Origin of the sequence: Agrobacterium larrymoorei (assembly GCF_005145045.1) — a bacterium.
Lineage (GTDB): Bacteria > Pseudomonadota > Alphaproteobacteria > Rhizobiales > Rhizobiaceae > Agrobacterium > Agrobacterium larrymoorei.
Genome location: NZ_CP039691.1, coordinates 1626568 through 1639175 on the forward strand (window position 1 = coordinate 1626568; position 12608 = coordinate 1639175).

Below are 12608 nucleotides of genomic sequence, written 5' to 3' on the forward strand. Positions count from 1 at the left end.
AGGATTCACCGCGACCCGCTTTAGATGCGATTTTATTGCATCTGCGTTATCGTTTAATCGAGGGCAATTATACGCGACATGCTTTAGCGGCCTTCAGTAGCGCACACGACGCGCCTTACACCAATGATTGCAATAGCTGCGCGCCATTCGGCGCGTTCACCTTGCCGCCGGTGATGAAGAAGGAAAAGACGTCGCGAGGTTGCTTTTCCGTCTTTCTATCCGGCGATATCAGCGGAAGATCGTCCGGCACACCGCCAGCTGCGTAGGTTTTCAGGCGTTCGCTCCAGGCTTCCACGTCCTTCTTTGGGTAGCAAGTCTCGATATCGTCTTCGCCCTTTTGCAGGCGACAATAGACGAAATCGGCGGTCACGTCCGGCAGCATGGGGTAGTCGTGGTGGTCAGCGCAGACGACCGCGACATTATGCTTATCCAGCAGCTTGATGAATTCCGGCACCTGAAAACTGTCATGCCGAACCTCGACAACGTGCTGTAATTTCAGCCCATCCTGCTTTTCCGGCAGCAATGCGAGAAAAGCAGCGAAATCGTCCGGCTCGAACTTTTTCGTCGGCGCAAATTGCCACAGAATAGGGCCCAGATGATCGCCAAGCTCAGTCAAGCCCTGCGTCAAAAACTTTGTCATCGATTCGCCAGCCTCGGCCAGCACCTTGCGATTGGTGACGAAACGGCTGGCTTTCAGTGAGAAGATGAAGCCCTCGGGCACTTCGGACGCCCATTTGGCGAAGGTCTCGGGCTTCTGGCTGCCATAATAGGTGCCGTTCACTTCGATAGCTTTCAGCTTCGATCCCGCAAATTCAAGCTGGCGCTTCTTGGCAAGCTTCTCGGGATAGAACGTGCCTTCCCAAGGCTCGAAGGTCCAGCCGCCGATACCTGCGCGGATCGTTCCCGATTTGCTCATCATGTCCTCATTTTGTTTCTGTTATGGTAATAAGCTATTTGACGGCTCTTGGCTTTGTTCCCTAAACTTTGCTAAAGTAAAGCTAGGGTTCTTTGCCATCCATTGCGCGCGTTGTATCTCACGTTCGGATAAGTCGGAATTGCAATAAATTTTGCTCAGCTTGAACATTATTTCATTTTTGTTGCGCTCTGCGGCAATAACATTCGCTAAGCGATGATTTTTCAAGTCTACCGTGCCCATCGACGTAAAACGATGAACTGGAACAGGTGTTAAATTGCACCAACGATCTGAGACTAATAAGTGTAACTCCCAATAAAACTCATCTAGGTGCCACCAAAGATTCCTGTACGATTGGAATTTACGATCGCTTATAGCGTTCCCGTTCTCAACTTCGATGCAGACCACCGACATCGTCTCGTGATCTATTAGCCACAAATCGGGTAAAATTCCTTCCTTCCAAACTTCGCCGTTTTTTAGGAAGTCATTCCAAGTCGGCTGTTCATCAAACTCGGCCCACCCCTCGTGATCCCATTGAAGCTGTTGAATCGCTTTCTTGAAGCCGACACGGTGAGCTCCATTGAACGACCGATGAAGCAAAGTTACTGCGGTCTCATGTATTGATCCTTCCAAATCAATTACTCCGCCGCCTGTATTTTCTTCTCGGGATGCCGCTCCAGCAGTTCCTTGAGGAACTGGCCTGTATAGGAGCGCTTCTCCTTGACGATCTGTTCTGGCGTTCCCGCCGCGACGATTTCACCGCCGCCCGTGCCACCTTCAGGGCCGATATCGATGATCCAGTCCGCCGTCTTGATGACTTCGAGATTGTGCTCGATCACCACTACCGAGTTGCCCTGATTGACCAGTTCATGCAGCATTTCCAGCAGCTTCTTCACATCGTGGAAATGCAGACCGGTCGTCGGTTCATCGAGGATATAGAGCGTGCGCCCGGTCGAGCGCTTGGAAAGCTCCTTCGCGAGCTTGACGCGTTGCGCCTCACCACCGGACAGCGTGTTGGCCTGCTGACCGACCTTGATATAGCCGAGGCCGACATCGAACAGCGATTGCAGCTTGTCACGCACGGCTGGAACGGCGGAGAAGAATTCCACGCCCTCCTCAACCGTCATATCCAGCACATCGGCAATCGACTTGCTCTTGAAGGTGACATCCAGTGTCTCGCGATTGTAGCGCTTGCCGTGGCAGACGTCGCAGGTCACGTAGACATCCGGCAGGAAGTGCATCTCGATTTTGATGACGCCATCGCCCTGGCAGGCCTCACACCGACCACCCTTCACATTGAAGGAGAAACGGCCCGGCGCATAACCACGCGCTTTTGCCTCTGGCAGACCGGCAAACCAGTCACGAATCGGCGTGAATGCGCCGGTATAGGTCGCAGGGTTGGAGCGCGGCGTGCGGCCAATGGGCGACTGGTCGATATCGATGACCTTATCGATGAATTCGAAGCCATCGATACGATCATGCTCAGCCGGAATTTCACGCGCGCCCATGACGCGACGCGCAGCGGATTTATAAAGTGTCTCGATCAGGAAGGTGGATTTACCGCCGCCGGAAACACCCGTAACCGCCGTGAACACGCCAAGCGGCACAGCTGCCGTCACGTTCTTCAGATTGTTGCCGCGAGCGCCGACGACCTTGATTTCCTTGCCCTTCTTGGGCTTGCGCCGTTCCGCTGGAACTGGCACGCCCATTTCGCCGGACAGATATTTGCCCGTCAGCGACTTAGGATTGGCCATGACCTCCTGCGGTGTGCCTTCGGCAATCACCTGGCCGCCATGGATGCCCGCTGCGGGGCCGATATCGACCACGTAATCCGCCGTCAGGATAGCGTCTTCGTCATGCTCTACGACGATGACGGTGTTGCCGATATCGCGCAGGTGCTTCAGCGTGTCCAACAGCCGCGCATTGTCGCGCTGATGCAGGCCGATAGATGGCTCATCGAGGACATAGAGAACGCCGGTGAGGCCGGAGCCGATCTGCGATGCCAGACGAATACGCTGGCTTTCGCCGCCCGAAAGCGTGCCGGAATTGCGCGAGAGGCTGAGGTAATCCAGTCCAACATCGTTGAGAAAGCGCAAGCGCTCGCGGATCTCCTTGAGAATCCGCACGGCAATCTCGTTCTGCTTCCCATTCAGATGTTCCGGCAGGACTTCGAACCAGTCCCGCGCCACCTTGATCGACATTTGGGTGACTTCGCCGATATGCAGTTTATTGATCTTGACTGCCAGTGCTTCCGGCTTCAGGCGAAAACCGGCGCAGGCCGGGCAGGGGGCAGCCGACATATAGCGTTCGATCTCTTCGCGCGCCCATGCGCTATCCGTTTCCTTCCAGCGGCGCTCGAGATTGGGAACGATACCCTCGAAATTCTTGACCGTCTTGTAGGAGCGTGCACCGTCCTGATACTGGAATTCGATCTTCTCGTCCGTGCCCTTCAAAATCGCCTTTTTGGCGGCTTCGGTCAGTTCATTCCAACGGCTGGAAAGCTTGAAACCGAAGGCTTTCCCCAGCGCTTCCAGCGTCTGATTGTAATAGGGCGACGAGGATTTGGCCCAAGGCGCGATTGCGCCATCGCGCAACGTGCGCGCGGGCTCCGGCACGATCAGCGCCTCATCCACTTTTTGCTGCGAGCCAAGACCATCACAGGTGGGGCAGGCACCGAAGGGATTGTTGAAGGAAAACAGCCGTGGCTCGATTTCCGGAATGGTGAAGCCGGAGACGGGGCAGGCGAATTTTTCCGAAAACAGCACGCGCTCATGCGTTTCGTTTAAAGATTTGTTGGCAGAACCGCCCGCTGCGGTTTCTTCCGCCGGAAGCGGCTTGTCGGCAAATTCGGCAACCGCCAGACCATCCGCCAGTTTCAGGCAGGTCTCGAGACTGTCTGCCAGACGCGCGGCCATATCCGGGCGCACGACGGCGCGGTCCACCACCACGTCGATATCGTGTTTGTACTTCTTGTCGAGCGCGGGAACGTCGGCAATTTCGTAAAACTGCCCATCCACCTTCACACGCTGGAAGCCTTTCTTCATCAGTTCGGCGAGTTCCTTTTTGTACTCGCCTTTGCGCCCGCGAACCATGGGCGCCAGAATATAAAGACGCGTGCCTTCCTCGATAGCGAGGATGCGATCCACCATCTGGCTGACCGTCTGGCTTTCGATCGGAAGGCCCGTGGCGGGCGAATAGGGAACGCCGACGCGCGCAAAGAGCAGGCGCATATAGTCATAGATTTCCGTCACGGTGCCCACGGTGGAACGTGGGTTCTTGGACGTGGTCTTTTGCTCGATGGAAATGGCGGGCGACAGGCCCTCGATCTGGTCCACATCCGGTTTCTGCATCATTTCCAGAAACTGGCGGGCATAGGCCGAAAGACTTTCGACATAACGCCGCTGGCCTTCCGCATAGATCGTATCGAAGGCGAGCGAGGATTTTCCGGAGCCAGAAAGCCCGGTCATGACGATCAGCTTGTTGCGTGGCAAATCAAGGTCGATGCCCTTGAGATTGTGCTCACGGGCACCACGGATGGAAATCGTCTTCAATTCACTCATGACAAGGCTCGGGACTTTGCGTGTTGGGAAGCGTCGGTTCTTATGTAATCACCACGAACGGCGTGTCGAGGCGAATTGCATTTCAATGCTGCTTTTCGATCTACTTGACTCACTGGCTATGCCTTAATAGAACAAAAAAGGAACATAATGCAACCGTGTACGTGGGCAAGAACATTCCTTGTGGATTGTCGTTCCATTCGCTGCCCATTGCGGCAGACGATGGTCTATGGTGCGCGGGACTTTTGAACAGGAAAAATGCCGTTCATGACGTTCGGCAGACAGGAAGATAAATATGGCTGGCAGCGTAAACAAGGTTATTCTAATCGGAAACGTAGGCGCTGATCCGGAAATTCGCCGCACGCAGGATGGACGCCCGATTGCGAACCTGCGTATTGCGACCTCCGAAAGCTGGCGCGACCGCAATTCCGGCGAGCGCAAGGAAAAGACCGAGTGGCATACGGTCGTCGTTTTCAACGAAGGCCTCTGCAAGGTCGTGGAACAATACGTCAAGAAGGGCGCCAAGCTCTATATCGAAGGCGCGCTTCAGACCCGCAAGTGGCAGGACCAAAACGGCAATGACCGTTATTCGACGGAAGTCGTTCTTCAGGGCTTCAACTCGACGCTGACCATGCTCGATGGTCGCGGTGAGGGCGGCGGCGGAAGCCGTGGCGGAGACATGGGCGGCGGCGATTATGGCAGCGGCGGCGGATATGGTGGTGGCAGCGGTGGTGGAAACTACGGCGGCGGCTACGACCAGCAGTCCTCGCGCGGCGGCTCCTCTTCTCGCGGCGGCCAGTCTTCCGGCAACTTTTCCAATGATCTGGACGACGACATTCCGTTCTGATCGGACGGCAGGAAGCCTCTCCAGAATTGCTGGATCGAATAGAGCGCTTCCATGTCCGGTATTGAATATTGACAGTCAAAGGGCGGCCAGGCTGCCGCCCTCATTTTGATTTCAGATATTGCGAGGACAGAATATGACGGATCAGGTAACGCAGCCCAAGCAACCCGCCACATGGCGCATCGTGCTGGCAGCCATTCTCGATTTTTTCACCGCATTCTGGGTCTTCGGCTTTCTCGTTGCCGCGCTCTTCGGAGGACGCACCGAAAGCGGCTTCGAACTGAATGGTCTTCCTGCGCTTTTGTGTTTCGCGTTGATCGTCGGTTATTTTGTCGTCTTCAATAAATTTTTCGGCGGCACGATATGGAAGCGGCTGCTGAAGGCGAGGCGGTAAGTCGACCTAGCCATTGGTCAAGCGACGAGGCGCTAAGATGCTTACCTTCTGATCCTCTGCCGGTGAGAGTGGCTCCCGAAACATTTAAATCGTCGCAAGTGTCGATTGCTTCTCCCCGTCCTGTGCTGGATGGAGCGTCAGGTGCGCCCGTGGGTCAGTAGGGTGAGCCTGTGTTCGCTCGCCAGCAACCAGCATCTCTTCGAACCACCAAAACAAGGTCAACGGATGGTTAAGCAAATGGCACTATTGTGATTCTCAGTAGCGCGTTTGAAGGCTGTTCGAGAGTATGTGGACGAAGCATCATAAGAATAGGCGGTTTGGCCGTCTCGTTGTTCCTGCGATTACGGTCGCGTTTCTCTCTTATTTCGGTTACCATTCCGTCCATGGCGATTTCGGGCTTGAGGCCACGGAACGGCTGGAGCGCCAGCGTATTGCGAGAACGGCGGAGCGGGATAAGCTCGTCAAGGCTCGCGTCGCGCTTGAACGGCAGGTGGAATTGATGAGTGACGGCTCGCTGGAGCGGGATATGATCGATGAGATTTCCCGTTACCAGCTGAATATGTCCAAGCCCGACGAAATCGTCATCATGAATGGATATATGTGATTAACCGAATTTCGGTTAATTGGCATTTATGATTTATTCACAGCTATTTAGCGTGAATATGTGCCATGCGTTTATGGCATTGCTGCTTCGCATTTTCTTGCATATGTTACGCGCCACTCCAACCATTCAAATTCAACTCAGGGAGGGATGAATGGCGCCGCGCAAAAACGCGACCGTATCCGGCCGCAAGACAACGGCAAAGACGCCTGCCAAGGAATTCACCGGCAAGAATTCGCTGGAATTCGGCAAGGAAGAAGAGCTTCACGCCTATCGCGAGATGCTGCTCATCCGTCGCTTCGAGGAAAAAGCCGGTCAGCTTTACGGCATGGGCTTCATCGGCGGTTTCTGTCACCTCTATATCGGCCAGGAAGCTGTCGTCGTCGGCATGCAGATGTCGCAGAAAGAGGGCGATCAGGTCATCACCGCTTACCGTGACCACGGCCACATGCTGGCTGCTGGCATGAGCGCACGCGGCGTCATGGCCGAGTTGACCGGTCGTCGCGGTGGTCTTTCCAAGGGGAAGGGCGGCTCGATGCACATGTTCTCCAAGGAAAAGCATTTCTACGGCGGCCACGGCATCGTCGGTGCGCAGGTTTCGCTCGGAACCGGTCTTGCCTTCGCGAACAAGTATCGCGGCAACGACAATGTATCCGTCACCTATTTCGGTGATGGCGCGGCCAACCAGGGCCAGGTTTACGAGAGCTTCAACATGGCTGCTCTCTGGAAACTGCCGATCATCTACATCGTTGAGAACAACCGTTACGCCATGGGCACATCCACCGGCCGTGCAACGGCGCAGTCCAACTATTCGCTGCGCGGTTCCGGCTTCGGCATTCCCGGCGTTCAGGTAGACGGCATGGATGTTCGCGCGGTCAAGGCTGCTGCGGATGAGGCTCTGGAACATTGCCGTTCCGGCAAGGGCCCGATCATTCTGGAAATGCTGACCTATCGTTATCGCGGTCACTCCATGTCCGACCCGGCAAAGTATCGTTCCAAGGAAGAAGTGCAGAAGATGCGCTCCGAGCAGGATCCGATCGAACAGGTCAAGGCACGCCTTCTCGAACAGGGTTGGGCGAGCGAGGACGAGTTGAAGGCAATCGATAAGGACGTTCGTGACGTCGTTGCCGATAGCGCCGATTTCGCCCAGAACGACCCGGAGCCGGATGTTTCCGAGCTCTACACCGATATCCTGCTCTGATCCGGGAAGGGAGAAACCATGCCTATAGAAATTCTTATGCCCGCCCTTTCCCCAACCATGGAGGAAGGCACGCTTTCCAAGTGGCTGAAAAAAGAGGGTGACACGGTCACCTCCGGTGACGTGATCGCTGAAATCGAAACGGACAAGGCAACGATGGAAGTCGAAGCCGTGGACGAGGGCGTCATCGGCAAACTGCTGATCGAAGCCGGCACCGAAAACGTGAAGGTCAACACGGCCATTGCCGTGCTGCTTCAGGAAGGTGAAAGCGCCGACGCCATCTCTTCTTCTGCAAAGAAAGAAGAGCCGAAGGCCGAAGCTTCCAATTCCGGTTCCGACGCTGCTGGTGGCAAGACCCGCGAAGCAAGCGAAGAGCCTTCCGCTGCCAAGGAAGCTGCAAAGGTTCCAGCCGCACCGAAGATCGAAGTTGCTGCCGATCCCGATATTCCAGAAGGCACCGAATTCGTAAGCCAGACCGTTCGCGAAGCACTTCGCGATGCCATGGCTGAAGAAATGCGCTCAGACGAAAACGTCTTCGTCATGGGCGAAGAAGTTGCCGAATATCAGGGCGCGTACAAGATTACGCAGGGCCTGTTGCAGGAATTCGGCGCCAAGCGCGTTATCGATACGCCTATCACCGAACACGGCTTTGCCGGTATCGGCGTCGGCGCTGCGATGACGGGTCTGAAGCCGATCGTCGAGTTCATGACGTTCAACTTCGCCATGCAGGCCATCGACCAGATCGTCAACTCCGCTGCCAAGACGCTTTACATGTCTGGCGGTCAGATGGGTGCACCGATGGTGTTCCGTGGTCCGTCGGGCGCTGCTGCCCGCGTTGCTGCGCAGCACTCCCAGTGCTACGCCGCATGGTACAGCCATATTCCGGGCCTCAAGGTCGTCATGCCGTACTCGGCTGCGGACGCCAAGGGTCTTCTGAAGGCGGCCATTCGCGATCCGAACCCGGTCATCTTCCTCGAAAACGAAATCCTGTACGGTCAGAGCTTCGAAGTTCCGAAGCTGGATGATTTCGTGCTGCCAATCGGCAAGGCACGCATTCACCGCAAGGGCAAGGATGCGACCATCGTTTCCTTCGGCATTGGCATGACCTACGCCATCAAGGCAGTTGCCGAACTGGAAAAGGAAGGTATCGATGTCGAGCTGATCGACCTGCGCACCATCCGTCCGATGGACCTTCCAACGGTTATCGAATCCGTCAAGAAGACCGGTCGTCTGGTCACTGTCGAAGAAGGCTTCCCGCAGTCATCGGTCGGTGACTTCATCTCCAACCAGGTTCAGCGCGCTGCATTCGATTACCTCGATGCACCGATCCTGACGATTGCCGGTAAGGATGTTCCAATGCCTTACGCTGCAAACCTGGAAAAGCTGGCTCTGCCGAACGTCGACGAAGTCATCCAGGCTGTCAAAGCCGTCTGCTACAAGTAAGGGGAGGGCGTTTCGATGCCTATCAACATCACTATGCCTGCCCTTTCTCCGACGATGGAAGAGGGCAATCTGGCCAAGTGGCTGGTCAAGGAAGGCGACAAGGTTGGTCCCGGCGACGTGATTGCCGAGATCGAAACCGACAAGGCGACCATGGAAGTGGAAGCCGTTGACGAGGGTATCGTTGCCAAGCTGGTCGTTCCTGCTGGCACCGAAGCGGTCAAGGTCAACGCCCTGATCGCAATCCTCGCCGGTGAAGGCGAAGACGTTGCGGAGGCTGCCAAGGGCGGCGACGCTGCTCCAGCTAAGGCCGAAGCGCCGAAGCAGGAAGCCAAGGCTGAAGCTCCGAAGGAACAGAAGTCTGAAGCTGCCCCTGCAAAGGCTGAGAAGCCGGTTGCAGATCAGGCTGCCGCACCTTCCACGCCTGCTCCGGTGTCGAAGTCCGGCGAGCGTCTTTTCGCATCTCCGCTGGCACGTCGTCTGGCGAAGGATGCCGGTCTCGATCTTTCGGCTGTTTCGGGCTCCGGTCCGCATGGTCGCATCGTCAAGTCCGACGTGGAAAAGGCTGTCAGCTCCGGTGGCGCAAAGTCCGCTGCGGCACCTGCTCCCGCATCCTCCGGCGCTTCGGCTCCGGCTGCTGCCAAGGGTCCGTCCGACGAGAACGTGCTCAAGCTGTTTGCGGAAGGCTCCTACGAGCTTCTGCCGCATGACGGCATGCGCAAGACGATTGCTTCGCGCCTGACCGAGTCCACGCAGACCGTTCCGTCCTACACGGTTTCGATGGAATGCGAACTGGATGCGATGCTGAAGCTGCGCGCCGAGATCAATGCGTCTGCGCCGGTGAAGAAGACGGAGAAGGGCGAGGTTCCGGCCTTCAAGCTGTCCGTCAACGACTTCATCATCAAGGCGATGGCGCTTGCACTGCGCGACGTTCCGATGGCGAATGCCTCCTGGACATCCACGGCCCGCGTTCTGCACAAGCATGCAGATGTCGGCGTTGCGGTTTCCATCCCGGATGGCCTCATCACGCCCATCGTGCGCAAGGCGGAAGAGAAGTCTCTCTCGGCCATCTCCAACGAGGTCAAGGATCTCGCCAAGCGTGCGCGTGACAAGAAGCTGAAGCCGGAAGAGTACCAGGGCGGCACGACATCCGTGTCCAACCTCGGCATGTTCGGCGTCTCCTCCTTCACGTCCATCGTCAACCTGCCGCAGGCGTCCATCGTTTCGATTGGCGCTGGCGTCGAAAAGCCGGTCGTTCGCGGCGGCAAGATCGAAGTCGGTACGGTCATGACCGCCACCTTCGCCTTCGACCACCGCGTCATCGATGGCGCGCTCGGTGCGGAACTCGCTTCCGCCTTCAAGCGCTACATCGAAAGCCCGATGAGCATGCTGGTTTGATCGGAGTATAACATGGTGAAGTCGGTTCTCTGCTTTGGAGATTCCCTGACATGGGGTTCTGACGTGGAAAATGGCGGCCGGCATCGCCATGAGGACTTATGGCCGAGCGTCTTGCAAAAGGCGCTCGGCTCCGAAGTTCACATTATTCATGAAGGCCTCGGCGGTCGTACCACGGCGTATGACGATCATACCGGAGACTGCGACCGTAATGGTGCGCGGCTTTTGCCGACAATTCTACACAGCCATGCGCCGCTTGATCTCGTCATCATCATGCTCGGTACAAACGACATGAAGCCGTCTATTCACGGTTCTGCGGTCATGGCAATGCGCGGGATCGAGCGCCTGGTAAAGCTGATCCGATATCACATCTGGCAGGTTCAGGATTGGGACGCGCCGGATATTCTGATCGTAGCGCCGCCAATGTTATGTGAGACGGCGAACCCGGTTGCAGCAGCCGTTTTTCGCGGTGCCATAGATGAATCCGCGATGCTGGCATCCGTTTACCGTGATCTTGCCGATGAGATGGAGTGCGGCTTTTTCGATGCGGGATCGGTGGCCAAGGCCTCCCCGCTGGACGGCATTCATCTGGATGCAGAAAATACGCGTGCAATTGGTCGCGGGCTGGAGCCCGTGGTGCGCATGCTGCTTGGAATTTGAATTTTAGATTCGATTGACGGAGCGGCGCGAAGTCGCCGTCAAAAAGATAAAGGCAGGAAATAGAATGGCTCAATCTTATGACGTCATCATCATCGGCTCGGGTCCGGGCGGCTACGTTACGGCAATCCGCGCAGCACAGCTGGGTCTGAAGACGGCCATCGTGGAGCGCGAGCATCTGGGCGGCATCTGCCTCAACTGGGGCTGCATTCCCACCAAGGCGCTGCTGCGCTCGGCTGAAGTTCTCGATAATGCCAACCATTCCAAGAATTACGGCCTGAAGCTGGAAGGCACTATCAGCGCCGATGTGAAGGAAGTCGTGGCCCGTTCGCGTGGCGTTTCCGCCCGCCTCAATGGCGGCGTCGGCTTCCTGATGAAGAAAAACAAGATCGATGTGATCTGGGGCGAAGCCAAGCTCACCAAGCCGAACGAAATCGTCGTCGGCAAGACGTCCAAGCCCATCGTACAGCCGCAGAACCCGGTTCCGAAGGGCGTGCTGGGTGAGGGTACTTACACGGCCAAGCACATCATCGTTGCCACTGGCGCACGTCCACGCGCGCTGCCCGGCATTGAGCCGGATGGCAAGTTGATCTGGACTTATTTCGAAGCCATGAAGCCGGATTTCATGCCGAAGTCCATCGTCGTCATGGGTTCCGGTGCCATCGGCATCGAGTTTGCCTCCTTCTATCGCTCCATGGGCGTCGATGTGACCGTGGTCGAACTGATGGCGAATGTCATGCCGGTGGAAGATGCCGAGATTTCCGCATTCGCCCGCAAACAGCTTGAAAAGCGCGGCCTGAAGATCATCACCGAAGCCAAGGTTTCGAAGGTGGGCAAGGGTGCGAATTCCATCACCGCCCATGTCGAGACCAAGGATGGCAAGGTTCAGCAGATCACCGCGGATCGTCTGATCTCGGCTGTCGGCGTGCAGGGCAACATCGAAAACCTCGGTCTGGAAGCGCTGGGCGTGAAGACGGATCGCGGCTGCGTCGTCATTGACGGTCACGGCAAGACGAACGTGCCGGGCGTTTACGCCATCGGCGACGTTGCCGGCCCGCCAATGCTGGCCCACAAGGCCGAGCATGAAGGCGTTATCTGCATCGAAAAGATCGCCGGTGTTCCGGGTGTTCACCCGATGGACAAGAACAAGATTCCGGGCTGCACCTATTGCAACCCGCAGGTCGCCTCCGTCGGTCTGACGGAAGCCAAGGCAAAGGAGCAGGGCCGCGAAATCCGCGTTGGCCGTTACTCCTTCGCGGCCAACGGCAAGGCGATTGCGCTGGGTGAAGATCAGGGCATGGTCAAGACCATCTTCGACAAGAAGACGGGCGAATTGATCGGTGCTCACATGGTGGGTGCGGAAGTCACTGAACTGATCCAGGGTTTCGTCGTAGCGATGAACCTCGAGACCACGGAAGAAGAATTGATGCACACCATCTTCCCGCATCCGACACTGTCTGAAATGATGAAGGAAAGCGTGCTCGACGCTTACGGTCGCGCGCTCAACGCTTGATAAATGCCTTGGTCGCTCCCTATCTTTAGAGCGTTTCCTTGTTAAATGGAAACGTTCTGCCGGAGCAGGTTTTCGACAGGGCAAAGGCGATTGGCG

General features: G+C 56.6%; 11 protein-coding genes. 8 read left to right on the top strand and 3 right to left on the bottom strand.

Going from position 1 to position 12608, the window contains the following annotated elements:
* Positions 1-115 precede the first annotated feature (115 nt).
* Genes CFBP5473_RS07730 through uvrA form a run of 3 tightly spaced genes read right to left on the bottom strand, consistent with a single transcriptional unit; the run spans position 116 to position 4473 of the window.
* On the bottom strand, positions 116-916 hold the full coding sequence (locus CFBP5473_RS07730) for a DUF72 domain-containing protein (RefSeq protein WP_027673247.1): 801 nt from the start codon (positions 914-916) through the stop codon (positions 116-118).
* Positions 917-937: 21 nt separating this feature from the next.
* Entirely contained in the window at positions 938-1546 is a 609-nt protein-coding gene (locus CFBP5473_RS07735) for a hypothetical protein (RefSeq protein ID WP_136954333.1), read from the bottom strand.
* Between the two features lie 5 nt (positions 1547-1551).
* Positions 1552-4473: an excinuclease ABC subunit UvrA gene (uvrA, locus tag CFBP5473_RS07740; RefSeq protein ID WP_027673245.1), complete on the bottom strand. Its 2922-nt coding sequence runs from the start codon at positions 4471-4473 to the stop codon at positions 1552-1554.
* Between the two features lie 292 nt (positions 4474-4765).
* Between uvrA and CFBP5473_RS07745 the strand changes: the two genes are divergently transcribed.
* The 8 genes from CFBP5473_RS07745 to lpdA all read left to right on the top strand — a co-directional run bounded on the left by CFBP5473_RS07745 (position 4766) and on the right by lpdA (position 12512).
* Positions 4766-5317 (top strand): single-stranded DNA-binding protein, encoded by a 552-nt coding sequence (locus tag CFBP5473_RS07745; RefSeq protein ID WP_027673244.1) that lies wholly within the window; start codon positions 4766-4768, stop codon positions 5315-5317.
* Between the two features lie 133 nt (positions 5318-5450).
* Positions 5451-5708, top strand: a complete 258-nt coding sequence (locus CFBP5473_RS07750) for a hypothetical protein (protein ID WP_027673243.1) — start codon at positions 5451-5453, stop codon at positions 5706-5708.
* 286 nt (positions 5709-5994) lie between these two features.
* Positions 5995-6312, top strand: a complete 318-nt coding sequence (locus CFBP5473_RS07755) for an FtsB family cell division protein (RefSeq protein ID WP_027673242.1) — start codon at positions 5995-5997, stop codon at positions 6310-6312.
* 151 nt (positions 6313-6463) lie between these two features.
* Positions 6464-7510, top strand: a complete 1047-nt coding sequence (gene pdhA / locus CFBP5473_RS07760) for a pyruvate dehydrogenase (acetyl-transferring) E1 component subunit alpha (protein ID WP_027673241.1) — start codon at positions 6464-6466, stop codon at positions 7508-7510.
* Positions 7511-7528: 18 nt separating this feature from the next.
* Positions 7529-8950, top strand: coding sequence for a pyruvate dehydrogenase complex E1 component subunit beta (locus CFBP5473_RS07765; protein WP_027673240.1), 1422 nt, complete (start codon positions 7529-7531; stop codon positions 8948-8950).
* A 15-nt stretch (positions 8951-8965) separates the two neighbouring features.
* The gene (locus CFBP5473_RS07770; protein ID WP_027673239.1) at positions 8966-10345 is read left to right on the top strand and encodes a pyruvate dehydrogenase complex dihydrolipoamide acetyltransferase; all 1380 of its coding nucleotides are present in this window, start codon (positions 8966-8968) and stop codon (positions 10343-10345) included.
* 12 nt (positions 10346-10357) lie between these two features.
* On the top strand, positions 10358-11002 hold the full coding sequence (locus CFBP5473_RS07775; RefSeq protein ID WP_027673238.1) for an SGNH/GDSL hydrolase family protein: 645 nt from the start codon (positions 10358-10360) through the stop codon (positions 11000-11002).
* A gap of 64 nt (positions 11003-11066) precedes the next feature.
* Positions 11067-12512, top strand: coding sequence for a dihydrolipoyl dehydrogenase (gene lpdA, locus CFBP5473_RS07780; RefSeq protein ID WP_027673237.1), 1446 nt, complete (start codon positions 11067-11069; stop codon positions 12510-12512).
* Positions 12513-12608: the final 96 nt, after the last annotated feature.

What these genes read in the sequence shown, in the direction of transcription:
- CFBP5473_RS07730 (WP_027673247.1), bottom strand. Translation starts at nt 916, where the DNA reads ATGAGCAAATCGGGAACGATCCGCGCAGGTATCGGCGGCTGGACCTTC.
- uvrA (WP_027673245.1), bottom strand. Translation starts at nt 4,473, where the DNA reads ATGAGTGAATTGAAGACGATTTCCATCCGTGGTGCCCGTGAGCACAAT.
- CFBP5473_RS07745 (WP_027673244.1), top strand. Translation starts at nt 4,766, where the DNA reads ATGGCTGGCAGCGTAAACAAGGTTATTCTAATCGGAAACGTAGGCGCT.
- CFBP5473_RS07750 (WP_027673243.1), top strand. Translation starts at nt 5,451, where the DNA reads ATGACGGATCAGGTAACGCAGCCCAAGCAACCCGCCACATGGCGCATC.
- CFBP5473_RS07755 (WP_027673242.1), top strand. Translation starts at nt 5,995, where the DNA reads ATGTGGACGAAGCATCATAAGAATAGGCGGTTTGGCCGTCTCGTTGTT.
- pdhA (WP_027673241.1), top strand. Translation starts at nt 6,464, where the DNA reads ATGGCGCCGCGCAAAAACGCGACCGTATCCGGCCGCAAGACAACGGCA.
- CFBP5473_RS07765 (WP_027673240.1), top strand. Translation starts at nt 7,529, where the DNA reads ATGCCTATAGAAATTCTTATGCCCGCCCTTTCCCCAACCATGGAGGAA.
- CFBP5473_RS07770 (WP_027673239.1), top strand. Translation starts at nt 8,966, where the DNA reads ATGCCTATCAACATCACTATGCCTGCCCTTTCTCCGACGATGGAAGAG.
- CFBP5473_RS07775 (WP_027673238.1), top strand. Translation starts at nt 10,358, where the DNA reads ATGGTGAAGTCGGTTCTCTGCTTTGGAGATTCCCTGACATGGGGTTCT.
- lpdA (WP_027673237.1), top strand. Translation starts at nt 11,067, where the DNA reads ATGGCTCAATCTTATGACGTCATCATCATCGGCTCGGGTCCGGGCGGC.